This window comes from Actinomyces bouchesdurhonensis, assembly GCF_900128465.1.
GTDB classification, from domain to species: domain Bacteria; phylum Actinomycetota; class Actinomycetes; order Actinomycetales; family Actinomycetaceae; genus Pauljensenia; species Pauljensenia bouchesdurhonensis.
Map to the genome: position 1 here is coordinate 193385 of NZ_LT635862.1, position 26890 is coordinate 220274.

General features: G+C 60.4%; 17 protein-coding genes, 1 rRNA gene and 6 pseudogenes (1 of these 24 only partly in view). 18 read left to right on the plus strand and 6 right to left on the minus strand.

The window, feature by feature from the left end; genetic code table 11:
- Positions 1–188 precede the first annotated feature (188 nt).
- The 4 genes and pseudogenes from BQ7477_RS00900 to BQ7477_RS11950 all read left to right on the plus strand — a co-directional run bounded on the left by BQ7477_RS00900 (position 189) and on the right by BQ7477_RS11950 (position 1887).
- Complete coding sequence (locus BQ7477_RS00900; protein WP_073982464.1) at positions 189–383, plus strand: type II toxin-antitoxin system VapB family antitoxin; 195 nt, start codon at positions 189–191, stop codon at positions 381–383.
- Positions 380–751 (plus strand): type II toxin-antitoxin system VapC family toxin, encoded by a 372-nt coding sequence (locus tag BQ7477_RS00905; protein WP_073982465.1) that lies wholly within the window; start codon positions 380–382, stop codon positions 749–751. Before BQ7477_RS00900 ends, BQ7477_RS00905 begins: the two co-directional genes overlap by 4 nt.
- A gap of 673 nt (positions 752–1424) precedes the next feature.
- A pseudogene (locus tag BQ7477_RS12900) lies at positions 1425–1646 on the plus strand (IS3 family transposase); the annotation flags it as partial.
- Complete coding sequence (locus BQ7477_RS11950; RefSeq protein ID WP_234968603.1) at positions 1615–1887, plus strand: IS3 family transposase; 273 nt, start codon at positions 1615–1617, stop codon at positions 1885–1887. The pseudogene BQ7477_RS12900 and the gene BQ7477_RS11950, both read left to right, overlap by 32 nt.
- A gap of 327 nt (positions 1888–2214) precedes the next feature.
- On the opposite strand, the pseudogene metK reads toward BQ7477_RS11950, so the two are convergent.
- Positions 2215–3318 (minus strand): annotated as a pseudogene (gene metK, locus BQ7477_RS00920) (methionine adenosyltransferase); the annotation flags it as partial.
- A gap of 84 nt (positions 3319–3402) precedes the next feature.
- A pseudogene (locus BQ7477_RS00925) lies at positions 3403–3977 on the minus strand (P27 family phage terminase small subunit).
- Between the two features lie 61 nt (positions 3978–4038).
- Between BQ7477_RS00925 and BQ7477_RS00930 the strand changes: the two are divergent.
- A complete protein-coding gene (locus tag BQ7477_RS00930) occupies positions 4039–4851 on the plus strand; it encodes a hypothetical protein (RefSeq protein ID WP_073982467.1) in 813 nt (270 codons plus the stop codon).
- Positions 4852–6234: 1383 nt separating this feature from the next.
- Here the strand turns inward: BQ7477_RS00930 and BQ7477_RS12165 are convergent.
- Positions 6235–6336, minus strand: a pseudogene (locus BQ7477_RS12165) (terminase); the annotation flags it as partial.
- Between the two features lie 61 nt (positions 6337–6397).
- Here BQ7477_RS12165 and BQ7477_RS00945 point away from each other — a divergent pair.
- Both BQ7477_RS00945 and BQ7477_RS12905 read left to right on the plus strand, forming a co-directional pair.
- Positions 6398–7210, plus strand: coding sequence for a hypothetical protein (locus BQ7477_RS00945; RefSeq protein ID WP_073982467.1), 813 nt, complete (start codon positions 6398–6400; stop codon positions 7208–7210).
- 179 nt (positions 7211–7389) lie between these two features.
- A pseudogene (locus BQ7477_RS12905) lies at positions 7390–7949 on the plus strand (transposase family protein); the annotation flags it as partial.
- Positions 7950–8008: 59 nt separating this feature from the next.
- Here BQ7477_RS12905 and BQ7477_RS00955 read toward each other — a convergent pair.
- Positions 8009–8926, minus strand: a pseudogene (locus BQ7477_RS00955) (IS1249 family transposase); the annotation flags it as partial.
- A 687-nt stretch (positions 8927–9613) separates the two neighbouring features.
- Here BQ7477_RS00955 and BQ7477_RS00960 point away from each other — a divergent pair.
- The 10 genes from BQ7477_RS00960 to BQ7477_RS01005 all read left to right on the plus strand — a co-directional run bounded on the left by BQ7477_RS00960 (position 9614) and on the right by BQ7477_RS01005 (position 25621).
- Positions 9614–9952 carry a HigA family addiction module antitoxin gene (locus BQ7477_RS00960; protein ID WP_420884424.1) on the plus strand — a complete coding sequence of 113 codons (339 nt, stop codon included), beginning with the start codon at positions 9614–9616 and terminating at the stop codon, positions 9950–9952.
- Positions 9953–10380: 428 nt separating this feature from the next.
- Positions 10381–10575 (plus strand): type II toxin-antitoxin system VapB family antitoxin, encoded by a 195-nt coding sequence (locus BQ7477_RS00965; RefSeq protein WP_073982468.1) that lies wholly within the window; start codon positions 10381–10383, stop codon positions 10573–10575.
- The gene (locus tag BQ7477_RS00970) at positions 10572–10943 is read left to right on the plus strand and encodes a type II toxin-antitoxin system VapC family toxin (protein WP_073982469.1); all 372 of its coding nucleotides are present in this window, start codon (positions 10572–10574) and stop codon (positions 10941–10943) included. Before BQ7477_RS00965 ends, BQ7477_RS00970 begins: the two co-directional genes overlap by 4 nt.
- Positions 10944–11108: 165 nt before the next feature.
- Positions 11109–12494, plus strand: a complete 1386-nt coding sequence (locus tag BQ7477_RS00975) for an AAA family ATPase (protein WP_073982470.1) — start codon at positions 11109–11111, stop codon at positions 12492–12494.
- Complete coding sequence (gene mcrC, locus BQ7477_RS00980; protein WP_073982471.1) at positions 12491–13546, plus strand: 5-methylcytosine-specific restriction endonuclease system specificity protein McrC; 1056 nt, start codon at positions 12491–12493, stop codon at positions 13544–13546. Before BQ7477_RS00975 ends, mcrC begins: the two co-directional genes overlap by 4 nt.
- A 104-nt stretch (positions 13547–13650) precedes the next feature.
- Positions 13651–15576: a type I restriction-modification system subunit M gene (locus BQ7477_RS00985; RefSeq protein WP_073982472.1), complete on the plus strand. Its 1926-nt coding sequence runs from the start codon at positions 13651–13653 to the stop codon at positions 15574–15576.
- Complete coding sequence (locus tag BQ7477_RS12170; RefSeq protein ID WP_073982473.1) at positions 15576–16721, plus strand: restriction endonuclease subunit S; 1146 nt, start codon at positions 15576–15578, stop codon at positions 16719–16721. Before BQ7477_RS00985 ends, BQ7477_RS12170 begins: the two co-directional genes overlap by 1 nt.
- Positions 16718–19819: a type I restriction endonuclease subunit R gene (locus BQ7477_RS00995; RefSeq protein WP_073982474.1), complete on the plus strand. Its 3102-nt coding sequence runs from the start codon at positions 16718–16720 to the stop codon at positions 19817–19819. The genes BQ7477_RS12170 and BQ7477_RS00995 overlap by 4 nt, the downstream gene beginning before the upstream one ends.
- Positions 19820–20322: 503 nt before the next feature.
- A complete protein-coding gene (locus BQ7477_RS12660) occupies positions 20323–23619 on the plus strand; it encodes a DUF11 domain-containing protein (RefSeq protein WP_129582450.1) in 3297 nt (1098 codons plus the stop codon).
- 208 nt (positions 23620–23827) lie between these two features.
- Positions 23828–25621, plus strand: coding sequence for an Eco57I restriction-modification methylase domain-containing protein (locus tag BQ7477_RS01005; RefSeq protein WP_129582451.1), 1794 nt, complete (start codon positions 23828–23830; stop codon positions 25619–25621).
- A gap of 61 nt (positions 25622–25682) precedes the next feature.
- Here BQ7477_RS01005 and BQ7477_RS01010 read toward each other — a convergent pair whose 3' ends face one another.
- Together BQ7477_RS01010 and rmuC are read right to left on the minus strand one after the other, a co-directional pair.
- Positions 25683–26414, minus strand: coding sequence for a hypothetical protein (locus BQ7477_RS01010; RefSeq protein WP_073982477.1), 732 nt, complete (start codon positions 26412–26414; stop codon positions 25683–25685).
- A 185-nt stretch (positions 26415–26599) separates the two neighbouring features.
- Positions 26600–26848 carry a DNA recombination protein RmuC gene (gene rmuC / locus BQ7477_RS01015; protein WP_234968605.1) on the minus strand — a complete coding sequence of 83 codons (249 nt, stop codon included), beginning with the start codon at positions 26846–26848 and terminating at the stop codon, positions 26600–26602.
- Here rmuC and BQ7477_RS01020 point away from each other — a divergent pair.
- Positions 26840–26890 (plus strand): 16S ribosomal RNA (locus BQ7477_RS01020); it runs 1179 nt beyond the window's last position. The genes rmuC and BQ7477_RS01020 overlap by 9 nt on opposite strands.

The following is a 26890-nucleotide window of genomic DNA, read 5'->3' on the forward strand; positions in this document are numbered from 1 at the left end:
CGCGCACGCCGACGTACCGGGGGCGGGAATCTGAGAGGGTTCCCACCCCCGTTCGTGTCCGAGGCCGTGGCCGGGTCGCGCGAGGGCGTGGCCCGGCTTAGCTGTGGCCGGTGCTCGAGTAGAGGGGTGCATCATTAGTTGAATCAAATGATGCTGCTTGCGGTGCTATTCTGAATGTGGAGGTAGCCATGAGAACCACTGTGACACTCGATGATGAGCTGCTTGCGCGCGCCGAGGAACTCACCGGGATCAGGGAACGATCCGCGTTGATCAGGGACGCGGTCGAACTTCTCGTTCGTATTGAGACCGGGCGGCAGCTCGCTGCGCTCGGCGGCAGCGATCAGGCGGCGGAAGCTGCGCCTCGGAGTCGGCAGCGCGCATGAGAGTCCTCGTTGACACGAACATCTGGATCGATCACCTGCGGAAAACTGAGCCGGTGCTGGTCGATCTGCTCGAGCGCGACCTGGTGTGCGTGCACCAGAGCGTCATCACCGAGCTCGCGTTGGGGAATCTTAAGGACCGGCCGGTCTTCCTGAAAGCGCTCGAGCGCCTCATGATCGTTCGCAACGTCGACGACCACGGCGTGCGGCACTTCGTCGAGGAGCGGCACCTATGGGGCAGGGGACTCAGTGCTGTCGACGCGGCGCTCCTGGCGAGCGTCGTCGTGAGCCCCGGCGTGTCGCTGTGGACGCGCGATAAGCGCCTACGTCAGGCCGCACGTGACGTGGGTGTGTTGGCGGAGCTTGACTGAGGAGTGCGCACTGACGAGGCCGTGACCGGGTCGCGCGGGGGCGCGGCCCGGCTCTTTGTTCGGCGAGGTCACGGAAGGGCGTGCCGCCCATCACTCGATGATAGTGTGTCACCGTGACGGCGGATAGCCGGTACTTATGGCCGCGCTTGGCAAGGAGGCAACAATGCAGGCATCTGCTCTCGGGGATGACGGCGTGCAGACCGTGCGCTATTGGCTGTACGCGCCGGGCCACGGCGCATCCGAGTGGGACGACTTTTACGCGAGCGGCGTCAAGCCGTGCGTGAGGGTCGTCCTGATCCACGCGAGCTGGAAGCCGAGAACACGGCACCCAGCCGGCGGGTGCGCGAGCTGGAGAAGGAGAGGGAGTTCTTGGGAAAAGCCAGCGCCTTCTTCGCGTCTGGGCACCACAACACCAGCGCTTTGAGCTGATGGATGCGCCCAAGGCTTCCTACTCGATCACCTTGATGGCCAACGTTCTAGGGGGTGCGCGCGGGCTATGACGCGTGGAAGAGCTGAGCCGCCCAGCGGGGTCGGCGTGCATCGGCGCGTCGGCGTTTGGATGAGGCGGTGGCCTGGGAGCACGAGGTCTCGGGCGGCACGTATGGGGTTCCTCGCATCCGCCATGCTCTGGCGCGCTCGGGCGTGGATGTGGGTGTGCGGGTTCGCCGCATCGATGCGCCGCCAGGGCCTGTTAGGCCTGAACACGCACCCGCGCCCGTCCAGGCGCGGCGGGCGGGGTCCTGTGGCCCATGAGGATCACTGCGTGCGCCAGTGGGATCAAGGTGCCCTGGATCGGGTGTGGATCACGGATTTGACCTACCTGTGGTGCGCCCAAGGCTGGGTCTACCTGTGTGCCGTGCGTGATGCGCACTCGCGCCGAGTCCTGGGATACGCCATGGGCGAGCAGCAAAGCACCGACCTGGTCATCACCGCGCTCGACATGGCCGCCACCGAGCAGGTCTTCGGGCACCTCAAGGACGAATTTCTTCCGCGGCCAGGACTGGCAAACCTTCGAGAGCTTCAAAGCCGACCTCAACGCCTACATCACCTACTGGAACACAACAAGACGCCAAGTAAAGCTCAAGGGCCTGACCCCGGCAGAATACCGAGATCAGGCCCTCCAACAAGCCGCATAACGGCTACTATTAAATGCGTCCAAGTTTCGGGGCGCAGTTCACCGGCCCCTGGCGCGATCGGAGAGGTCGAACGCGAAACCGCCGCCTGGGTCCACTGGTACAACACCCGCCGCCCCACCTCGCCCTGGGCGGCATCACACCACAACAAGAAGAAAACCAACACACAACGACACGAAAGGAAGCGGCCTCAACAAGCCTCCACAAAACCCAGGACTTGGCAGTGTTAACCCTTCAATACGCAGCAAAACCCTATTGGTGGCGTGGTGGGCAGCCCGCCTAGACCACCACCTATCGGGTTCGCGTGCGCATCAAAGGGTCTAGGCCGCCACCTATCGGGTTCGCGTGCCCGTAGACCGCGAGATCCCGGTAACGGGGTGTCGCAGGTTGAGGACGTCGATGATCCTCGCCGGCCGCAGCACGAACACGTCACGTGCGGCGGCGGTCAAGATGTGGTCGGCGTACTCGCCGGTGCCGAGCGTGTCCACCTCGAACGCGACCGGATCAGCCTTCCCAATCGCATACGAGATGCCCACCTCGCACTCAGCGGCCAGCCCGGCGTCAACGATCGTACGAGCGGTCAGGCGAGCCATGTAGGCCGCTGACCGGTCGACCTTGGATGGGTCCTTGCCGGAGAACGTGCCCCCCACCATGAGACCCGAGCCCGCCGTAGGTGTCGACCATGAGCTTCCGGCCCGTCAGCCCGGTATCGGCTCGCGGCCCGCCCTCAACGAACTGACCCGACGGATTCACAAGAATTTCGGTGTGCTCGTCTATGGGTAGGTAGGTCCTGGCAGGCCGGGGCCACAATCAGCGAGCGCACCTCACGCTCCAACACGGCCAGATCCTTGCCCGCCTCATGCTGCACCGAGACCCGACGGTCTCGACGGCGGCGGGGGTACCGGTGTCGTCATAACGCACACTCACCTGGGCCTTGCCGTCCGGGTTGATCCCGCAGATCGTCCCCTCGACCTGGGCAGTATCGAGACGCTCGCAGGTGCGATGTGCCAGGACGAGCGGGAGCGGGAGGCGTTCAGGGGTCTCGGCGGTGGCGTAACCGTAGACCGTGCCCTGATCGCCAGCCCCCTGCAACGCGAACGCCGAACTATCACCACCGCGTGCCTCCAGCGAGGTGGTGACCCCGGCGTTGATGTCGCTCGATTGGCGGCGCGTCCACACGTAGATCAGGATCCCGAGCGGACTGTATCCGGCACGCGCGAGGGCGGGGCGCACAGACTCCCGGATACGCGGGCGGTGGTTGGTGGTGATTTCGCAGGTGACGATGATCCGCCGACCGGCTGCCATCACCTCCACCGCCACCCGTGCGGCCTTGTCGTCGTAGAGGATGTCGTCGAGGAACTGGTCGGCGATCTGATCGGCCAACTTGTCCGGATGACGAGCACACACAGACTCGACAGTACAAATCGAACACATAAGCACACTCGCTTCCACGAATCGGAGGGGAACAAGAAAGCGTCCACCCCACTAGAGGGTGGACGCGAAGATCATGAGGGGCGGTTAGTAGTGGGCGTTGAGCAGCTGCTCCATCACCTCTTCGCCGGGCGTGGTGCCCGCGTCGTCGGTGGTGCAGGTGGCGCGCACGATCTCGTAAATCTCGTACCAATACACATTCGCCTGCTTTCCGAAACTCTGGGACATGGCGACGAACGGGCTGGCGATGGCAGCACCGGTGGTGGGGTGTTTGCCGAGCAGGCCGAACTTGGAGATCGCCTGCTCGCACTGCACATACCGGGCAAACGCCTGCGCATACGCCTCAATCAGGCGAGGCGCCACGAAATGTGGGAACAGCCACGTTGATCGAGCCACTGCCACGTTTCCCGATAGACGAGGTCAGTGCCAAGCGGTTTGCCGTCACGCTGAATCTCCGACAGATAGTCCGATGGTTTGGGCATCGTCTCCCCGGCACGCACCGCACCGTCGCCAATGTCATTACCTGCGAAGTCAAAGGGTTCGTTGAGCGGGTCTTCCAGGGGTGTGGCGGGGCGTCCGGCGGCGAGTTTCTCGCCCAGCGGGCCGGGCTTCGCGCCTGCACGCACGCGGCGTCCGCCCCTGTTGGTGCCATCTTTGACCATGGGGCGCCTCCCCGCCGTAAAATCGTCATGATATCGGTACTGAAGTCCATGGGAGGTGTGAGTGGTTGAGTCTTTAAAACTATTCGTTCGGACCTACGTGTATTGGGTAGGGCTCATCCTCGGCTTCGCGGTAGTGCCCGGTTCTCTGCTCTTCACTGCTGAAGTCGCCCCGGTGAACACTCCTTTGTGGCTTGCACCTTTCGCCGGGCTGCTGCTTTTTGTCATTGATCGGCCATCAACATGGGGGCCACCGCTCTGGCGAGCATTACTGATCCGAGTATTGGGTGCAGGATTTGCAGCCACCATGCTCATCGCGTTTGATGCAGTTGCTTCCACCCACTATGGATCTCAACACTGGAGTGAGACGCTCCTATCTTTCGGTCTCGGTTGGATTGTCTTCACGGTAGTAGCAGGACACATGCTCATGAGCAGATCCGCCCGATTTGGCACACCTGCTCACACGATCAGGGACGCGATCCGTACCTACACGACATGGATAGGAATCTGCTTCGGGATTTTCTATATCCCCGCCGCGGGACTCTCCGCAGCTGGCACTCTTTTGATGGTTTTTCCGCTTTATGGAACCTTCCTCACCGGCCTGGTTCTTTTGATAGTTGACCCGCCACGACGATGGCCGCAACCGCGAGTGAAGGCACTGTGGATACGACTCTTGTCAAGCGGGGCAGCAGCATTACTACTTGTTGTCACGAACTCGTTCTATTACAGTACTCGCACACACGAGATTTTCGTCGTGGACCCGCAGGAAAACCTGGTCTTCTTCGTGGGTGCTTGGGCACTTTATTCCGCAGTGGCTGGGGCCAGGTATCTTACGCCTGGCCCCAGTCACGAAGCGGATGACAAACTCAGTAGATGAATTCAGCTAGGGCTTGACATGCTGCCCTCTTGGTTTCTTCGCTAGGCTCAACGCTCGAGTAGCGGCTCTTCAGAGTTGAGTGTGGGTGAGTGGGTGTTGAGCGGGGGTTGCGGGTAGAGGTCGAGGTCCCAGGTGATGAGCGGACTTCTACCCCCGCGTTCTTCAAAGGACGTCGGGCGGTGTCTCACCCTACCTGCTGCTGTGTGTCGCTTTATCGTTGTGATCGGTGTGATCTGCTCGTCGGTTTGGAGGGCTTCCATCTGATGAGCGTGGCTCGCACCCCAGGGGCNCCTTCATCGGCTTGGACCCAGATGCCCAGCACATGCTTGACGCCCTCCATGTCCACTCCTANGGCGGCGCGCGCCTGCGCGACGTGCCCATGCTGGCCTCCGGCGGTCTTGCGGTCACGCCCCTGAGCCCGAACGGTTCGGAGAGCCCCGAGGAGATCGAGGAATTCGACTGGTTCGAGGAGGAGAACGAGCAGGGGTACGCGCCCGATTCTCAGGAGAATCGTCGGCCCGCCCTCTCGTTCGCGCAGCTGCGGGACCTCGCCGCCCAGGTCGCGTCCCCGGAGCCGTCCGCGGGTTCCCGAGACGAGGTGGAGACCGTTCCTATGCGCATCGGCCTGGCTTTCGGCCAGGTGTGCGGCATCGTGGACCAGTGGGCGAGGGGCGTGCCCGTGCGTGATGTCCTTGTTGCCAATGGGGGCGTTGCGGGGCAGTTCGACGGCCGCGACGTCTCCTTGGTGNCCCGCGCGCCCCCACGCCCCCCGCGTCGCCGGGCCAAACCACACCAGCTGAGACCGCGGCCTCCGCGCGCCTGACAGTGCGATAAGCTGACCCGCACGGGCGAGTATTCGTCGATTGTCGAGCCAACGCGGAGGTTGTTGTATGGATCCCATCGAACGAGTGAGCGACGCCGTTGCCGCCCTGGCGGGGCGCGACATGACGCGCGAGGATTGCCACCAGTTCATCTTGGAGGCCGCGCAGATGATGGAGCCGGTCAAACCGATCATCATTGGCGGGTCTGAGCAGGAGGAGACCCACATTCGGTGGCGCACCCCTGATCGTTCCCTGCGTCTATCGGTCCGAGGGACGACCCTCCACTCGTCCTTTGGCGACACCAGGCTCATCGAAAACGATGAATACTACAACCTGGAGTCGGAGGAACCCGAGTACAAGCCCTACCGGTGGATGATTGCGCTCGGACCCGAGATTCAGGAAATCGACATCAGGTCGAAGCCGTGCACCATGTGCTCGTGCTGGGACCAGTTCGACGCGGAGTTCGACCGTTCCATGTCCGACCTGGTCGATGGGCTGGGCATGATGCCGCCGCAGTGGCGCCCGCAGATCCGCTACCAGTGGGATCTGCGCGTCTGTGGCCTCGGTGTNCGGGGCGTCCGGCGGCGAGTTTCTCGCCCAGCGGGCCGGGCTTCGCGCCTGCACGCACGCGGCGTCCGCCCCTGTTGGTGCCATCTTTGACCATGGGGCGCCTCCCCGCCGTAAAATCGTCATGATATCGGTACTGAAGTCCATGGGAGGTGTGAGTGGTTGAGTCTTTAAAACTATTCGTTCGGACCTACGTGTATTGGGTAGGGCTCATCCTCGGCTTCGCGGTAGTGCCCGGTTCTCTGCTCTTCACTGCTGAAGTCGCCCCGGTGAACACTCCTTTGTGGCTTGCACCTTTCGCCGGGCTGCTGCTTTTTGTCATTGATCGGCCATCAACATGGGGGCCACCGCTCTGGCGAGCATTACTGATCCGAGTATTGGGTGCAGGATTTGCAGCCACCATGCTCATCGCGTTTGATGCAGTTGCTTCCACCCACTATGGATCTCAACACTGGAGTGAGACGCTCCTATCTTTCGGTCTCGGTTGGATTGTCTTCACGGTAGTAGCAGGACACATGCTCATGAGCAGATCCGCCCGATTTGGCACACCTGCTCACACGATCAGGGACGCGATCCGTACCTACACGACATGGATAGGAATCTGCTTCGGGATTTTCTATATCCCCGCCGCGGGACTCTCCGCAGCTGGCACTCTTTTGATGGTTTTTCCGCTTTATGGAACCTTCCTCACCGGCCTGGTTCTTTTGATAGTTGACCCGCCACGACGATGGCCGCAACCGCGAGTGAAGGCACTGTGGATACGACTCTTGTCAAGCGGGGCAGCAGCATTACTACTTGTTGTCACGAACTCGTTCTATTACAGTACTCGCACACACGAGATTTTCGTCGTGGACCCGCAGGAAAACCTGGTCTTCTTCGTGGGTGCTTGGGCACTTTATTCCGCAGTGGCTGGGGCCAGGTATCTTACGCCTGGCCCCAGTCACGAAGCGGATGACAAACTCAGTAGATGAATTCAGCTAGGGCTTGACATGCTGCCCTCTTGGTTTCTTCGCTAGGCTCAACGCTCGAGTAGCGGCTCTTCAGAGTTGAGTGTGGGTGAGTGGGTGTTGAGCGGGGGTTGCGGGTAGAGGTCGAGGTCCCAGGTGATGAGCGGACTTCTACCCCCGCGTTCTTCAAAGGACGTCGGGCGGTGTCTCACCCTACCTGCTGCTGTGTGTCGCTTTATCGTTGTGATCGGTGTGATCTGCTCGTCGGTTTGGAGGGCTTCCATCTGATGAGCGTGGCTCGCACCCCAGGGGCTCTGGTGCTCGGTGTTGAGTCGTGCAACCAGCTGGCGGGGTGCCCGGGTTGTGGGCTGAATCGCACAAGGCCACGGGCGCATGGTCGTGGAGGTGATTGACGCGCCCTGGGCCGGGGTCCCGACAAGGATCCGGTGGTTTAAGCGGCGCTGGATATGCCGAGAACGCACCTGCGAGACGGTGACATTCCTGGAACATGACGAGCGGATGTGCGCACCCAGGGCGCGTTTGGGTGTGCGGGCGATCCGCTGGGCGATCCGACAGTTGCGCTTCGAGGACCACCTGTGGCCTGGCCCGACAACTGGCAACCACGTGGAACACCGTGTGGTCCCATATCAAGCCGTGTCTGCAAGCCGCATCTGATGACCCTGCCCGTTTCGCGGGGGTGCGGGTGCTGGGGGTCGATGAGCATGTGTGGCACCACCAGGACCGACGCCGCCGGGGCCCCCGTGANGGCATGGTCGCCAGGATCCTCGCTGCTGGTTGCGGGTGGGGAGAGTGGGTGTAGCACCACCAAAACACGGCTTTCATGCGTCGGGTCAGGCGCATGCCGCGGTGGTCGCGCAGCATCTGGCGTAATTGGGCGTTCGTGCTTTCGATCTGGTTGGTCATCGCGGGCATCGGGTGGGTCCAGGTGGGGTCCAGGTAGGTGAACAGGAGCCCCTGGGAGATGAGCTTGTTGAGGCTGTTACGAGCCCGAACGAGACGTTCGTGGGTGTATTCCCACCCTCCGTCAGGTCTGCGTGTTGTCTCCTCCGGGAAGCCTTTCCAGCGCGTGCACCACCCCTGGTAGGCGTCTATCCATTCCTGGGCGCCATCAATGTCTCTGACGTGGGTGAGCTGGCGCCCCAAAGCATATAAGTGTTGTGAGGCTTCCAGTTTGGGGCGCGTTGTGGTGGCTTGGCGGATACGGCAATACGCGTGGAAGGTACAGCGTTGAACGCGCGTGGTAGGCCAGATGTTCTTGCACGCCCTCGCAAAGCCGCTGCCCCCGTCGGTGACGACCAGGGCTGGGGGCGCGATCCGGCTCATAAGCGCGCTCCAGGCCCGGGAATTCTCACTCCTGGCCGCGTACCAGCCCAGCACGCAATCGGGTGTTTGGGCGATGAGGACCACGGCGCCTCGGCCCAGGTGGATGCCGTCAACGAAGATGACCTCATGAACCTCATCGATGATCGGGCTGAAAGGCCATAGCTGCCACAACGGCTCACAACGCCTACGAAACGAGCGGCCCCCACCAGGCAAATCCACCTGACGGCGACGGCCAAGGAGCCAGGCCAAGAACTCATCAAGATGCTTGGCCGTGGAATTAATGCGGCTGACCTGGCTGATATTGCACGGGGTGCAGCGCCATCGCTGCGCCCCTGAAGCTGAGTGCCCATACCTGGTCATCGTTCGCCCGCACGCCGGGCATTTGGGGGTATTCATACCCCCACGATGAAACAACCAACTTCAATGTGGCTTTTCCCGCACCAGCAAGCCGAAAAGTCGCTACAAAACCAACACGTTTTGTCCATCCTCCAAGTTGGCTGCCACCAACTTCAATACCGATTTTTCCGCACTAACAAGCCGAAAAGTCGCCATAAAACCAACACGTTTTGTCCTTTAACCCAAATCGCTCGCCTGGGCCGGACCCAACGCAAGTGGAAGGACGCACTCGACGCCTACTTCGATACCGGCGGAGCCATCAACAGCCCCACAGAAGCCATCAACGGACATTATCGAGCTGGGCAGACGCACCGCCAGAGGCTACCGCAACCCCACCAACGACCAACTCCGAATGCTCCTCATCGCAGGAGGCCTAGATGCCTCCACCCACACTCAACTCTGAAGAGCCACATTGAGTGAGGGAGGGGGCCTCCGACGAGGCCGTGGCCGGGTCGCGCGAGCGTGGCCCGTCGCTTGCCTATGGCGAGAGCAGTAGGCCTCGCTGTGTGTCGAAGCGTGGAATACCAAGGGATCCTCGCCGTGATGGCGAGGATCCCCGTAGTAGAGTGCGCCGGTCCAAGCCCGACGCGGTTAGTAGGATAGTAGCACTGGGTCGTAGAGAACCACAGGGGGTGCCGTTCAGCGGCGTTATCTCTCTGAACGCAGTCCTGATGCGTGGCGGCCTGAATGATGCTGGTCCAGAAGGGGTTGAGATCGTTGACTACCACTAAAATTGCTCCGATTCACCCGGGCGAGGTTCTCATGGAGGACTTCATTGAGTGCTTCGGAATTACGCAGCACAAGCTTGCCGTTGCTATCGGTGTTCCGCCCCGTCGTATCAATGAAATCGTCCACGGGAAGCGGGGAATCACGGCGGACTCCGCAATGCGTCTCTCCCGCTACTTTGGTACGACCCCGGGGTTCTGGATGAACCTGCAGATGCGCTATGAGCTCGACCGTGCCGAAGATGCGCTGGGGGATGTGCTGAGCGGAATCGTTCCCCTTGTGACGGTGGAAGTCGCCTAGATTTCCTCGACCTTACGAGGCAGTGGCCGGGTCGCGCGGGAGCGTGGCCCGGCTTTGTTGTTGGTGCGGTGTTGTCGCCGGTCTTCTGTCCCAAACCGCAGTCCACTTCGCTGAAAATCACCGAAAATGGCCTGATTTGGGCGAAGTGGACTGCAGTTTGAGCAAGGTCGGTTGCACGTGTTCTCGGGCGGCCCTCTTTCGTGCCTGTGTGGGGCCGTTGGGTCGAATGGACATCGACGGCCTTCGACAATATGGGCCACCGAGCTTTATCCCGCTCTGCCGGGTGGTGATTCGTCCTTCCTGGGCCGGTTGGCTTTGTGTATCGGGGTGAGTTTCCATGCGAGAGGTGGTTGATGGTGTTGCCGGGTGAACCAATGTATGCATCAAATGGTGACTTATATGATGCTAGCATTGTTGTGGAGGTAGCCATGAGAACCACTGTGACACTCGATGATGAGCTGCTTGCGCGCGCCGAGGAACTCACCGGGATCAGGGAACGATCCGCGTTGATCAGGGATGCGGTAGAGCTCCTGGTTCGCATTGAGACCGGGCGGCAGCTCGCTGCGCTCGGCGGCAGCGATCCGGCGGCCGAGTCCGTGCCTCGGAGTCGGCAGCGCGCATGAGAGTCCTCGTCGACACGAACATCTGGATCGATCACCTGCGGAAAACTGAGCCGGTTCTGGTCGACCTGCTCGAGCGCGACCAGGTGTGCGTGCACCAGAGCGTCATCACTGAACTCGCGTTGGGGAACCTCAAGAATCGATCGATCTTCCTGAAGGCGCTTGAGCGCTTGATGATCGTGCGCAACGTTGATGATCAGGGCGTGCGGCATCTCGTCGAGGAGCGGCGGCTGTGGGGCAGGGGGCTCAGTGCTGTCGACGCGGGGCTCCTGGCGAGCGTCGTCGTGAGTCCCGGCGTGTCGCTGTGGACGCGCGATAAGCGCCTGCGTCAGGCCGCGCGTGACGTGGGTGTGTTGGCCGACATTGAGTGAGGGAGGGGGCCTCTGACGAGGCCGTGGCCGGGTCGCGCGCGGGCGTGGTTCTGCGTTGCTGTTTGGAGCGGTCTCGCAGGGGCGTGCCGCCCATCACTCGATGATAGTGTGTCACCGTGACGACGGATGGCCAGTGCCTATGGCCGCGCTTCTAAAGGAGGCTCAATGCAGGGTGTTGCCCTCGGGGATGACGGCGTGCAGACCGTGCGCTACTGGCTGTACGCGCCGGGCAAGAAAGCGCGTAAGTGGGAGTACTTTTACGAGCGCGGCATCATGGGGCTCGCGTGGGGAGAGGTCGGTGACCTGAGGGCGTACGCTAGCAGAAAGGAACTCGGGGAGCGGATGGTCCAGATCGCCCCTGAGAAGCGCGAGCAGACGAATGATCGTCTTGCCCTGTGGCAGTTCGCGAATGAGATGAAGCCGGGTGACGTCGTCTTTGCTAAACGCGGCATCACGGAGATCGTCGGGCGAGGTGTCGTCACGGGCGACTATGTCTACGATGCGGACGCAGACCACTATCCGAACATCCGCGAGGTTCGCTGGACTCACAAGGGAAACTGGGGCCTCGACAGGCCATGGTCAGTGAGGAAGACCCTCACTGAGATCACCGACGACACCGACCGACTGGCTCAAATTAATGCTTTTTTCGAGGACGAGGAGGACGCGTTCGACGGCGAGGAGATGGCGGTGCCCTTGACTGAGTATTCCGTCGAGAAGTTTCTCGGCGACGTCTACATGGGCCGCGAGCGATACGACGCGATCGTGGGCTTACTGCGCGCCAAGAAGAACATCATCCTGCAGGGCGCGCCTGGCGTCGGCAAGACTTTCGTCGCCAAGCGCCTGGCCTACTCGATGATGGGTGTGAAGGACACCTCGCGCGTCAAGCTGGTCCAGTTTCACCAGAGCTACTCCTACGAAGACTTCATCGAAGGGTACCGCCCCTCCGGCGTGGGATTCGAGCTGGTCAAGGGCGCCTTCTACTCGTTCTGTAAAAAGGCCGCCGACGATCAGGAGAACGACTACTTCTTCATCATTGACGAGATCAACCGCGGCAATCTTTCCAAGATTTTCGGCGAGCTGTTCATGCTCATCGAAAACAATAAGCGCGGGGATAAGCTTCAGCTGCTTTACTCCCACGAGCTGTTCAGCGTGCCGGCAAACGTCCACATCATCGGCATGATGAACACGGCGGACCGCAGCCTCGCGATGCTCGACTACGCGCTGCGCCGGCGTTTTGCCTTCGTGGAGCTGCGTCCAGCCTTCGACTCTGAGGGCTTCCGCCGGCATGCTGCCGCGCTTGATAGCGCACAGTTCGAGGCCGTGGTGCGCGAGGTGGTGTCGCTGAACAAGGAGATTGCTGAGGACGAGTCGCTCGGTGATGGCTTCTGCATCGGACACAGCTATTTCTGCATAGATCCCAAGGAGTACACGGACGCGGCCTTGGCCTCGATCGTGGAGTACGAGCTCATCCCGATGCTCAAGGAGTACTGGTTCGACGAACCCGGCAAGGTCCTCGAATGGACCGACAGGCTGCGTAGGTCGCTGCGGTGATCCGCGTCCGCAACCTCTTCCACATGCTGGCCTACGCCTTCTCGGCGCTCACCGAGCAGGGCTACCGGGCCGTGGCCACGGAGGACTTCGACAACGCGGCCGAGCTGTGCGCCGCCATCCTCGAGCGAGGCGTGTCCCTCCAACTCAAACGAGGCCTCGGGCAGGAGTACGTGAACCGGACCGAGGCGCGCTCTTCCCTGCGCGGCACAATCAAGGTCACCGAGTCCGTGAAATCGCAGGCGATTTGGCGCCGTCAGCTGGTGTGCTCCTACGACGAGTTCAGCGTCGACACGACAATGAACCGAGTCATCAAGGCGACGGTCGCGCTGCTCGTGCGCTCGGACATCTCACGGGCGCGCAAGAAGAGCCTGAAGAAGCTCATGGTGTTCTTCGCGGACGTGCGCGACATCGACCTGCACCGGGTTGACTGGAACATGCGCTTTGACCGCAACAATCGCACGTACCGGATGCTGATGGCGGTGTGCTGGCTCGTCGTCAAGGGCCTCCTCCAAACCCAGAGCGACGGCGCCACTCGAATGATGGATTTCTTCGACGAGCAGCGCATGAGCCGCCTGTATGAGAAGTTTATCCTCGAGTATTACCGTAGGGAACACCTGCGGCTGCGTGCCAGTGCCTCGTTCGTCGAGTGGGCGCTCGACGATGGCATGATGGACGGCCTGCCCGCCATGCGAAGCGACATTACGTTGAGTGCTGGTGGCCGCGTGCTCATCATCGACGCGAAGTACTATGCGGCCACGATGCAGCGCAACTTTGACAAGAGAACCGTGCATTCGGGGAATCTCTACCAGATTTTCGCGTACGTGAAGAACAAGCAGGCGGTGCTGGAGCACGCGGGGGAGAGCACTGAGGTCTCGGGCATGCTCCTGTACGCCGCGACCGACGAGGAGGTGCAGCCCGACGTCACGTATCGCATGAGCGGCAACCAGATCGGCGTGAGGACGCTCGACCTGGACCGGCCTTTTGAGGAGATCCGCGCGCAGTTGGACGGCATCGCTGACATGCTCACGTCCCCGTCAGCTTCGGCGTCGTGAGGTAGACTTCGGTGGGCGCTCTCTTGCTGGAATGCCAGCGGGCGGGACGTCCTCATTTTTCTTATGGATCGCAGTAGGCGCAGGCGCGGGGGAGCAAGACGGTCATGGTAAACGAGGCATCGCGCGCGGCGGCATCCACCACCGCTCGGATCGTGTGGGACACGGCTGACAAGTTCCTGCGTAACGTCGTCGAACCTCAGGAGTACGGCGACTACATCCTGCCGTTCACGGTCCTGCGCCGCCTCGAGTGCCTGTTGGAGGACACGAAGGACGACGTCATCGAGTTCGTCAAGGCGCAGGGCGACATGCCGTCGTACCTGATCGATATCGCCGTGAGCAATCGTTTCGGCTTGAGCTTCTTCAACACCTCGCCGTTCAACCTGGCGCGTATCGCGTCGGTGGATGACAACGTGGATAGGGCGCTGCTCAGCTACGTCAACGGTTTCTCGCACAACATCGCGGACATTTGGACAGCGTTCGAGTTCCCGAAGCTGGTCGCTAAGCTCAGCGCGGCGAATCGCCTGCTGGAGGTGGTCAAGCACTTTTCGACGCTGTCGCTGGGGTCGACGAGCGTTGAGGATTCGACGATGGGCGACATTTTCGAGGACGTCATGTACCGGGCCTTCGACAAGAAGGGGAAGGCCGCGGGCGCGTTCTACACGCCGCGTGACGCGATTAAGCTGATGGTTGACGTGCTCTTCGCGGCGGACGCCGAGTCGCTGGCGGGACAGGACGTGCTGCGTTCGATTTATGATCCGACGGCGGGTTCGGGCGGCATGCTGCTGGTCGCCCAGGAGGCGCTGCGGGAGCTGAACCCGGGCGTGAAGGTCACGGTTTATGGCCAGGAGATGATGGATTCCGCCTACGCGCTGGGTAAGGCTGACCTGCTCATTCAGGGCGGGCGCCCGGATGCGATCCTGAAGGGGGATACGCTCCTGGAGGACCTGCATGCGGATAAGACCTTCGACTACGTCCTGTCTAATCCGCCGTTTGGCGGGGACTGGGAGGTGGAGCAGGCGTCGGTGAGGGAGCAGGCGCAGGTGCCGGGGTCTCGTTTCAGTCACGGGCTGCCGAGCAAGTCGGACGGGCAGATGCTGTTCCTGTGCCATTGCGCGTCGAAGTTGAGCCCGTCGGGTGGTCGCGCGGCCGTGGTGTCGAACGCGTCGCCGCTGTTTAACTCGGATACGGGTCCGAATTCGATCCGCCAGTGGCTATTCGACGAGGATCTGATCGACGCGATTATTGCGCTGCCGACGCAGATGTTCTATGGCACGGGTATCGCGACGTACGTGTGGATCCTGGATAACGACAAGCCGCTGAAGCGTCGCGGCAAAATTCAGCTGCTCGACGCGTCGTCCCTGTGGGAGCCGATGCGCAAGGGCATGGGCGATAAGCGGCGCGAGATGAGCGAGGCGAACCGCGAGGCCGTGGTCCACGCCTACCAGCGTTTCGAGGATTCGGAGATTTCGCGGATCCTGACGCCGCAGGATTTCATGTTCCGGGACGTGCCCGTGTTCAAGCAGGCGCGGTTGGCTGCGCGTTTTTCGGACGAGGCCGTGGACGCGTTGCGCTCTCGCCGCGACTTCAGCGAGGCGCTGGTTCGCGTGCTACGAGGCCTGGATGGGGCCGTGTGGAACGAGCTGCCCGAGCGGATACGGGCCGGCGCGAAGGCTGAGGGGATCAAGGCGCCGGTGGGGCTCATCGACGCCGTCATGAAGGCGATGGCCGTCCCGGACGAGAACGCGCCCCTGGCGGTGGACCGCAAGGGGGCTCGGGTCCTGGCGGACGGGTGGCGGATTGTGGAGCGCGTGCCGGCGAGCCAGGACCTGGACGAGCACATGGCCGCCGAGGTTCTGCCCTTCGCTCCCGGCGCCACGTGGGACGAGTCCAAGGCGAAGGACGGCAACGAGATCCCCTTCACCCGCATCTTCTACGTGCCCGAGGAGCCGCGCCCGCTGGCCGAGATCGACGCGGACGTGCAGCGAATCATGGGCGAGCTAGCGCAGATGTTCCAGGAGGTGAAGGATTGATGAAAATTCCATTTTGGGCGGTTGCTGATCTCGTCACTCAAACAGCTGTGACGAATGACTTCCAAGTTTCGCTAGAGGATATTGTTCCCGGTACTGGAACTTTAGTCTCGGGTTCTCTTTCCCAATACTCCGCTGAAGGGACGACATTTGAAAAGGGTGATGTCTTATTTGGCAAGTTGCGCCCCTACTTGGCTAAGTACTGGCTTGCCGATCGAGAAGGTGTTGCTGGGGGAGACATACATGTTTATCGTCCTCGAAAAGGGGTTGATTCGCGCTACCTTGCCTACATTGTTGGAAGCCGTAATTTTATCCGATATGCAGTTGCTGCTTCCAAGGGGGTTAAGATGCCGCGCATCGAATGGATGAGTCTTCGTCAGTATGGTGTCAACAGGTATGACGAGAGAACGCAGCATGAGATTGCTGATTATCTTGATTGTGAAATCGGCGAGATTGACGCGATGCTCGCCAAACTCGAAGCCTTGGATGAATCGCTCAATTTGCGCAGAGCTTCCGTGGTTGAGTGGGAAACTATTGCGCGATCAAGAGGGGTGACGAGATTAAAGTTCTGCGCGGACATTTCTCTGGGAAAGACATTCCAAGGAGTGCGAAAGAGCGATCACGAAACATTAGTTAACTACGTACGTGCCGCATCCATTCAGTCCCACGGTTTGGAGCTTGACGATCAACGGATGTGGATGACCCGCGAGGAGCAGCGAAAGTATGATCTCAAAAAAGGTGATGTCCTCGTAGTAGAGGGTGGAGCTGGATTTGGGCGGAGTGTTTATCTTGCGCAGGATATGCCCGGCTGGGGCTTCCAGAATCATGTGATCCGCGCGAGACCAGATCAGCACCATGATGGACGATTTCTAAATTACTGCGTGAAGGGACACTACTCCAGTGGATTAATTGGTCTTCTCGCAGACGGCGCCACGATTCCGGGTCTATCATCCGATAAAGCTAAGAATCTTCCTATTCCTGATATGTCGTTGGAGGAACAACAGCGCATCGCCGACCACCTGGACGAGGTGACCGGCCGGATCGACGCCATGCTCGCCACGATCGACGAACTCAAGGCCCTCCTCGTCGAGCGCCGGGCCGCCCTCATCACCGACGTCGTCACCGGACGAAAGAAGGTCCCCGCATGAGCCACGCGCAAATCCTCGAATACGAATTCGAATCCACCATCTGCTCCGAACTGGGCGAGCGCGGCTGGCTCTACCAGGACGAAGGCGACAGCCGCGCCGCGGGCTGGGACCTGCGCCTGGCCCTCGTCCCCGGCGACGTCCTCCACTGGCTGTCCACCCAGTACCCGCACGAATACGAGAAGGCGATCCCCGCGGACCTCACGGACGGGCAGCGAGACAAAGCCGAGCGCGGCCTCCTCACCCACCTGACCAAGGAACTGAGCAAGGCGACCCGCGTCGACGCAACCGGGAAACCCGTGGGCGGCCTCCTCGGCGTCCTGCGCACCGGCTTCACCTACGCCCAAGTCGGCCGCCCCTCCGCCAAGTTCGGCCCCATGATGGAATTCCCTCCCGCGAACCCCGAGCTGGTCGAGGTCGCCGAAGCCTCGGACGCCGTGCGCCTGCGCGTCATGCGTCAAGTCCGCTTCGACGCCACCACCAAGGAAACCATCGACGTCGTCCTGTGCGCCAACGGCATCCCCGTCGTCACGATGGAACTCAAGACCGACAACACCCAGTCCGTCCACCACGCGATCCGCCAATACAAGGACGACCGCAAGCCCGGCCCAAAGCGTCCCCTCCTGGCCCCCGGGCGCGCCCTCGTCCACTTCGCCGTCTCGAACGACCACGTCTTCATGACCACCAAACTCGCCGGCGAAAACACCGTCTTCCTGCCCTTCAACCAGGGAAACAACGGGCACGAAGGCAACCCGCCCTCGGCGAGCGGATCAGCCACCAACTACCTGTGGCGCGACATCCTCGCCCGCCCCACCTTCATGCGCATCCTCAAGGACTACGCGCTCTACGAGCCCGGCCGACGCGGCAAGAAAGACGACGGGCGCCTGGTCTTCCCGCGCTTCCACCAGCTGCGCGCCGTCGAACGCATCATCGGCGACATTGAAGCGACGGGGCCCGGCGGGCGCTACCTGATCTGGCACTCTGCGGGCTCCGGCAAAACCAAAACCATCGCCTGGCTCAGCCACCGCCTCATCCGCCACGTCGACTCCCAGGCGAACTCCACCTTCGACTCCGTCATCGTCGTCACCGACCGCACCGTCCTCGACGAAAACATCCGAGGCGACATGGGCCTCGTCCACTCCTCCAACGGACTGGTCGTCTCCGTCGGCGCAAAATCGGGCGCGAAATCCCCTCAGCTGAAGAAAGCCCTCATCGAAGGCGACCACATCATCACCTGCACGCTTCAGACCTTCCCCGAGGTCATGAAGCTCATCGAAGACACCTCCGAACTGCGCGGACGCAACTGGGCGGTCGTCGCCGACGAAGCCCACTCCTCCCAGTCCGGGTCCAGCGCGAGGGGCCTCAAAGCCCTCCTCGCCGACATCGACGTGGAAGACCCCGAGAACGTGAGCGCCGACGAACTGCTCGCCGCCAAGGACTCGGCCATCGCCGCCTCCAGCAACATCACCTTTATCGCGCTCACCGCCACGCCCAAAGCCAAGACGCTGCGCCTGTTCGGCACCCAGGACGAGGACGGCAACTGGCGAGCCTTCGACACCTACACGATGGCCCAAGCCATCGAAGAAGGCTTCATCCTGGACGTGCTCACCAACTACTCGACGTACGACATGTTCCTGCGCGTCAAGAACGAGCTCGACAACTCCGAGGAAGAACCCCTGGTCGACACGGGCCACGCCGTCACCGCGATTGTGCAGTTCGCCCGCCTGCACCCCACCGCCATCGCGCAGAAAGTGCGGGTCGTCGTCGAACACTTCCAGCGTAACGTCAAACCCCTGCTCGCCGGCAATGCCCGCGCGATGGTCGTCACCAGCTCACGCCGCGAGGCCTACCGCTGGTTCGAGGCAATGAACTCTTACATCGACACGCAGGGCTACACAGACATTCGTCCCCTCGTCGCCTTCTCCGGATCCCTGGAATCCGACGACGGCGAAACCGTCACCGAGGCCTCGCTCAACGGGCGCGGCGACACGGCCCGAGCGTTCCGTGAGGAGGACTACAAGGTCCTCATCGTCGCCAACAAGTTCCAGACCGGCTTCGACGAGCCGCGCCTCGTCGCCATGTACGTGGACAAGAAACTATCCGGCATCGCCGCCGTCCAGACCCTCTCGCGCCTCAACCGCACCTACCCCGGCAAGACCGCGCCCATGGTCGTGGACTTCCAGAACACGCCGGCCAGCATCGAGGACGACTTCAAGATGTACTACTCGGACGCGCACGTGGCCGGGGAAGTCGACCCGAACTCGCTCATCACGATCGCCGAACGCCTGGACACGGCCGGCATCTACACGATGGTGGAGATGGAAGCAGTCGCCGACGCGTACCTGAGCGATGCCGGCGGCGAAGCCATCGCGCGGGCCCTGGGGCCCATCAAGGAGCGGTGGCAGGCCGCGTGGAAGCGCGCGCGTTTGAGCAAGGACAACGAACTCAAGGATTCCCTGCGCAGCTTCCGCGCGGACACGATCAGCTACCGCAACGCCTGGCAGTTCCTCAGCCAAATCGTCGACTACCAGGACCCGGACCTGCACAAGCGCGCCATCGTGGCCACCCTCCTGTCGCGCAACCTGCACATGGACGGCAACCAGTACGACGACTCCTACCTCGAGGGCGTGCAGCTCTCCGGCGTGCAGCTCGTCCCCTCCGCCATCAACGAGGACCACTCCCTGAGCGAGGGCAGCGTCGAGCCGATGGTGCTTCCCGGCTTCGACGGCGAGTTCCGCGGCGGGCAGACTCCGACGAAGGGCCCCCTCGCGGAGGTCATCGACCGCGTCAACGACATGTTCCGGGCCCGGAACGTCGACGTGACCGAGGGCAGCGTCGCCGGGTTCATCACGACCTTCTGGGGTTTCCTGGGTGAGAACGATGCCGCGGAGGCGATGGCGAAGAAGAACAGTCTGAGCCAGCTCAAAGCGTCGGCTGACTTCAAGAACGCCGTCGGCGTCGCCATGGTTCGCACCTGCCAGGAAAACCAGGAGATTCAGTCGTACATGACGGATCAGTCCTTCCTGGACAGCATCGTCGAGATCACGGCGGATGCGCTCCAGGCCCACTACAGTCGCGGCGGCGAGAGCGCCGAGGCGTAGCAGGGACCTCAGAATGAGAGTGTAAGTACCCGCTGGCGTCGATCGGAGTTACGCGCATCGCGGGTTTCTTTGCTCTTCCTTGATTGATGCTGCTGGCCTGCGCTTGTTGAGCGAATGTGTGCTGGTGGGGTTTGCGAATCGTACTGCTGTGAGTTTGAGCACAATTGATTGATGCTGGCGGGATGGGCTGGAAATTTTCACGGTGGAAACGGTGCCATGTCGTCGTTTTGGCTTGTTCGTGGGTGTGGGAGTGGTGATTACCTCCTTCTGGTCATGGTTGGTCAGAAAGTGTGGAGTGGTGAAGGGGGGAGTGTGTGAGGACGGTTATCGGAATGCGCGAAAGTGGGCGTGCCAACTTCTGGTAACCGTTTGAAAGTAATTTAAGGCAAGCCTAAGCGTCATAGGTTGTCGAGAAACTGTTTGGTGTCTGGGTTAGTGTTGTCGGACAAAATTTAGTCTCCTGTCTCAATGTTGACAGTGCTTACCCCGTTGGAGGAAATGTTGTGAGTCGTTTTATTCGCCCAAGGCGCGCGCTGGCGTCGGCTGTCGTGCGCGCATGTACTGTTGCGATAGTTGGAGTGCTGGCCGTTGTTGGCATTGTTGTACAGGGGCCTATCGCCGTCGCTGATACTGAGGAGACGGGCGGCGGTGCATCCTCTGGCCTGCTTGGCGCGGGCCATTCAATGGACTTAATCGTCCAGATCATCGGATACGCGGCGACAGGTGTCGCATCCGAACCTTTTACCTACACCGTGAAGGTGAGCAATCTGGGTCCCGACTCTGGCGATGGGGCAACTCTTGACGTCGATCTGGGAACGGGCGTTAGCGGAGCGAGCGCGACGTGCGCCTCGAGTGCTGGCGGCGCCCAATGCCCGGCGGATCTGAGCGTGACAGACGGAGCAGCCACTTCAGGTGGAGGCAAACTTACTGCCACAATCCCGGTCTTGCCCGCAGGTGGCGCGGTGGAGATTCGAGTGGGCGGCACCTACCCCTACTATTCATCCCTCACCACCACGGCGACGGTGACACCCGCCGCAGGTGACACTGATACGGATATGTCCACGAACACTGTCACCCAGCAGACCGCCACGCCCCTCGACATGGTGCCCGTCGTATCGAAGGTGCAGGACAAGGAGAGGGTCGCTTCGGGTGAGGTACGCACGTATACGGTGCGTTACGAGAATCGGGGTTCTACACCAATACCGAATGTGAGACTGAGTGATGAATACACGGGCAGTAAGGAATCCTCTACCCTTATCTACTCGGTGTCGTGCGGTGCGGGTACAATCAATATTGCCTGCCCCTCATGGGCCGATGGAGTCACAAAAACGACAATGGCTGTGAATGAGCATTCACAACTGTATCTGTTCAAGACAGATGAAAGTGAACCGTTGACCTTGCCGGCGCATTCCGCACTCGAATTGATCATTCCCGTGACAGAGACAGTACCGGGATGCGCGATCGGCGGCGCATATGAGGTGTACAACGGCGCCCAAATGGTTCAGTTTCCCAATCTACTTAACGGAGAAGAGATTGTGAAGGGGACAATTACCGTTCCAACGTGTGACATGGTACCAGTGGTGTCAAAGGTGCAGGACAAGGAGACGGTTGCCTCCGGTGAGGAGCGCACGTACACCGTGCGTTATGAAAATCGAGGTGTCGATCCCATTCCGGATGTGCACTTGTCGGATTCCTTCAAGAGAGGAAGCAGTTACTCAACGGTGGAGTATTCGCTATCGTGTGGTCCGGGGACAACCAACATTGATTGCCCCACGTGGGCTGATGGAACAACAATAACGAAAGAGGGAACACCTAATTATCCATCGTTCACTCTATTTGAACGTACGGTGACATTGCCGGGGCATTCCGCGCTCGAATTGGTCGTTCCTGTGACCGAGACAGTACCTGGCTGTGTAATTGGCGGAAAACGCGAAATGTATAACGTAACATACATGAGTCAGCGAGCGTATCGCGTCACAGGACGGGCATACGTGGCCGGAACCATCACTGCTCCGGCCTGTGATATGACACCTGTGGTATCAGTGACAGAAGATAAAGAGACAGTGGCATCTGGAGAGGTACGCACGTATACGGTGCGTTACGAGAATCAGGGTGGCATGCCGATTCCAGATGTGGAGTTGACGGACGTTTACGGGTTGAGTAATGGTTTCTCAGAAGTAGAGTATTCGATGTCGTGCGGAGCCGGGACGACAAATATTGAGTGCCCCGCGTGGGCTAATAAAACGACAACGAAGATGACAGGTCAGAGTCCAGGTTCAACGCCTGCTCTGTCTGTCGGTAGAGTCACGTTACCGGCACATTCTGTGCTCGAACTAATCGTTCCCGTCAAGGAAACTCTCCCTTCCTGTATGATCGATAATGTTCTTAAAGTCTACTATGAGTCCAGAATGAGTCAGTCGGCATATACCCTTGGTGCAGACGCGTCGGTGCGGGGGTATGTCACGTGCGTTGATGTGTCCACTTCTACGAATGTGGCTGTTAACGGTGTGGCGCAGGCTCCTGACGCCTCGGGCAAAGTTGACGTGAAACAGGGCGACGCCGTTGACCTGACAGTGAAGGTCACGAATTCAGCGTCCGTAGCCGCGAACGTCCCGGTGTCGATCACGTTGCCGAACATGATCGACATTCCCTCCATCGATGCAGTCCGATGTGACGCGGACATGAAATCAACGTGTCCCAGCGACCTAGCATATGATCCGTCAACGCGCACGATCAGCGGCACGATCCCAGAGATTCGGGGGACGGGGCAACTGACCATCTCAGTCGCGGCAACGGCTAACGCGGTTGGGCGAGACGTCCTCTCATTCATTGCTTCTGCCACCGCTCCCACCGAGCATGATATTAAGCCCGAACCCGGAACTCTTAACCCCTCATCCGTCACCTTCGGGTTTATCCCCGAACCGATCGCCGTTCCCGTCGTCCCCACCAACCCATCGGCAGTTTGCGCGCCCGGTGGCGGTGCACAGTGGAATAAGCCGACAGACGACGAACGCTTCACGTGGACTCTCACCGCTGATCGCCACCTGGTTGTCACCACGCGACCCGCCTTCATCCTCGACAACGGGGACGGGACACGCTCACGCACCCACGATTACGGGACACCCGAAGAAGCGGGTGTCATTAACTGCGTGCCGCTGCCCGCCACGCCCACAGTCACTGACCCATGCGGCGCAGGTAACGCCTCGTGGAATCAGCCTGGCGATTCGGCAGCCATAACCTGGCGGGTGGAGGGCAACGGCCATCTCATCGCCACAACCGCTGCAGGCACAAACTTCGAGGACGGGACGAACAGTCACGACTACGGCACAGTCGTAGAAACCAACGTGGAGCCGTGCCCCAGCCCGAGTCCGACCCCGACTCCTGACCCGTCTAGTCCGGGTCCGGTGCCGACGACGCCTGTTCCTGATCCCACGACGCCTGCGCCCACGCCGTCGGCAACAGTACCCACCCCTGACCCGTCTAGTCCGGGTCCGGTGCCGACGACGCCTGTTCCTGATCCCATGACACCCGCGCCCACGCCGTCGGTAACAGTGCCCGCCCCTGACCCGTCCGCTCCGGGTCCGGTACCGACGACGCCTGCTCCTGATCCCACGACACCTGCACCCACGCCGTCGGTAACGGTGCCCACCTCCGATTCTGGTGAGGTACCACCACCTGCGCAGCTCAATAGGGATCTGGCGCACACAGGCGCGGATACTACGTCGCTCATGGGTGTTGCGGGGGTGCTCATTGTTGCGGGAATCATGGCGCTGACGCGCGCGCGACGCAACATGTCCTGATCTGACTGCGGGGGCCCGACGCTAGCGCGTCGGGCCCCCGGGCCAGGACGCGTTGATTGCCTCCAGTGTCACCTGCCCGCAATCCCCAATTGCGGCGCGCTCACCCACACCCGCCTCGGAAGAACCGAACAACCATGAATCGAGACGGCGGTAGATCATTCTATCCTGACTCGAGCTGAAGTGAAACGAATCGTGTACAATCATAAACATGAGTGAGCGTATTGGGAGTGAAGTGGCGGTCAATGGGCTGGTTGATAGTCAACGAGCTGCTGAACTGCTGGGTATATCTGTTAATACGTTCAAAGTGTGGGCCAGTCGATCACGCTCGGCTAAGACAGGCATTGCGGCGGACATGCCAAAATCTGTCGCAACGATGCACGGCCGCGTGTATTTGCTCGAGGACATCGTAGAATTCGGACGCAAACTCGCAATGAGTGCACGCGCGCCGCGCACAGCTGAGCGAGAAGCGGGGCGTTACTTCACGCCTGATGCAGCCGCCGACTATATGACGCGCTGGGCAATACGCTCAGAAGACGACGTTATCCTCGAGCCGAGCGTGGGTGACGGGCAATTCGCCTTAGCTGCACAACGTTACGGACAGTGCCGCGGGTGGCGAAAACTCGTTGTGCATGCGTGTGAATTGGACCCCGATGTCGCCGCGAAGGCAGTTGCTGCTGGCGCCGTTGAACCTATCAACTTGCATGTTGGCGACTTTTTAGGAGATGCGGCGTTGCCGAACGTAGACGTCGTGATCGGTAACCCGCCATTCGTGCGCATCCGAGAGCTGGACGCGACCCTCAAAGCAAACGCTCTCGCCGCATCGCAGCGTGCGATGGGCGCACAGATGGATAAGTCAGGCAGCGTATGGATGCCTTTCGTTGCGAAAGCAACTGCGCTATTGAAAGACGGGGGAAGGCTTGCGTTCGTATTGCCTCTAGACTTCACATATGTACGCTATGCGCGACCGCTGTGGGAATACCTATCAAAAATGTTCGGCACCTTGAGCGTCCTGCGCGTGAGACAACGAGTGTTCACCGACATTCTTCAGAACGTTCTCATCCTCTTCGCGGATCGTAAAGGCGAATCCACTGATACCGTTAGGTTCATTGTCCGGGACACTCTCAATTGTGACTGCGATGTTGACCATGCTTCGAACGTCAAGATTCCGATCGCCGACGTGATCGCAGGAGAACGCGTATTTCAGCGCGCGCTTCTCTCGCGCGACACTCTCGATGTCATGCGCGAATTGATGTCGCATTCAGGAGCCGCGCATCATCGAGTCAAGTTCAGCATAGGTTACGTGTCGGGGAACAAGAAATTCTTTCATCCAGGTGCGCAACAACAGGAGTCCTACGGACTTCCCGATACGTCCTTGATCCCCACCGTTGCATCTTCTCGCCAGCTCCTCGGTGCAGGCGTGGGCACAAGCTCCATTCCCGTGACTGCTAAGCTCTGGACGCCAGAGGCGGAGCTGACGGGGTCAGAGAAACGGTACGTTGCATACGGTGAGCGGCAGGGGGTCGATATGGCATACAAGTGTCGTATTCGGACTCCGTGGTATCGTGTCCCAGGCGTGCGGCGTCCAGACGTGCTGTTGACTGCGTTTAGTGATCGGCCTCGCCTGTACCTAAACGATGCGGGCTGGGTAGCGTCAAATAGTGTTCTGTGCGGCAATTTGCGCCCAGGAGTATCAGCATTGCGTCTGTTGGCATCGTGGTACACGCCGCTCACCCTACTCACCAGTGAACTCCAGATTCATTCCCTCGGCGGCGGTGTGATGATTGCTGTACCTCGCGAGGCTGACTCTGTACTGATCCTTAACGAAGAATCTAGTGGAGAATTGAAATACTCTGATCTGGACGAAGCCCTACGTTCAAACGACGTATGGGCAGCTTATAGGACCGGAGAATCGTCCATCGTCAATCTGGTGGGCGCAGAAGGATTGGAGTTAGTGTACGCCGGAGTCAATGAGCTTGAAACGTGGCGTAAATCCCAGCTATGAGTGCGGCGTGTGTTTGCCCGGTGCATGAATGTCAGGCTGGCCGCACACCCCAGCTCATTGCCTAGCCTAAAACTGGCTCTTCGAAGATGCCTTGAACCCACAGATTACGGTTATTGAATGTATTGACCAGACGCGGGACAAAGCTGAGAATAGACATGTCAAGGTCAGGAACAGCCTGACGGACGAGTTCATCGAACAAATGAGGTTCGTCCCTCTGAAAGTCAACGACGGAGTATGCGAAGTGATCGTACGAACCGAGCTGATGCTTGTAGAGGCGATCGTCCCGACTTCCGATTCCTGCGTACATTCGCGCAAAACGTGAATGATCTGGGTTTTCCGCATTCGTCCATGTCCCGTCCTTTCTCTCCCACGGCACGACTGCGAGAGGGTGAAGATAGGCATAACCGGTGACACACATAGGAAAACGTTCCTGTAAAGAAATAGCTTCGCCGATGATGTCTTGATAGTACGTGAGAACATTCTTTCCAACGGAACTCATTTGGCTGCGAACACCAATCAAAAGAAGAGGTCCGTTAATTGGATGAATGACGGCAACATCTACGTCTTTGGATTTGAATGAGCCAAAGATTTTTGCCTCTTGAATGACCTGGATGCCTGCATTCTTTGCCTGAGAGGTTAGGTGGCTTTCGAGGTCTGAAGCAATAAACCGATGAAATGTTTGAATGAAGTTCTGGCTGCGAACCGCCGCTGCCGGATCTGCTTCAAACAGGGCCTTCATCTTCAAGAGTGTCATGTTGAAACGTTCGCGACGCTCGTTGTTGGTCCACGGCATCGGGATGACCTTCTTTCAGGAGATAGACCATTACGGGACCATCGTACTCCAGCTGTCGAGTTATGCCCCGGCATAACGACGGTTCATTTGCGCTATTGGACAGACGGTTCGTGGCGAGTCTGCGATGCGTGACTGGTGCATTCCCCGTGGACTGGCCCGTGTGACCCGTCGAATCGATACGCGGGTCACCTGCGCTGGTCGCCTCCAGTTAACTCCGGCCTGGTGAAGGCGCGGACCTGGGCGGCGTCCGGGTCTATCTCGGTGGCCGTCATAGGTTTCTTCGATGCCTGCGCGAGAGCACTAACGGAGCGCGCCCTGGACAAGAGACGGCTCTCCATCGAGGCAACAGCCTTGTTATAGAAGTCCACGCTCCTGACCAAGCTCTTGCCCAGGCTATCCAAGTGACCCGCCACGACGCCGAGCCGCTCATACAGGTCGCGGCCCAGGGCGATGACCTGGTCAGCCTGCTCGTTGAT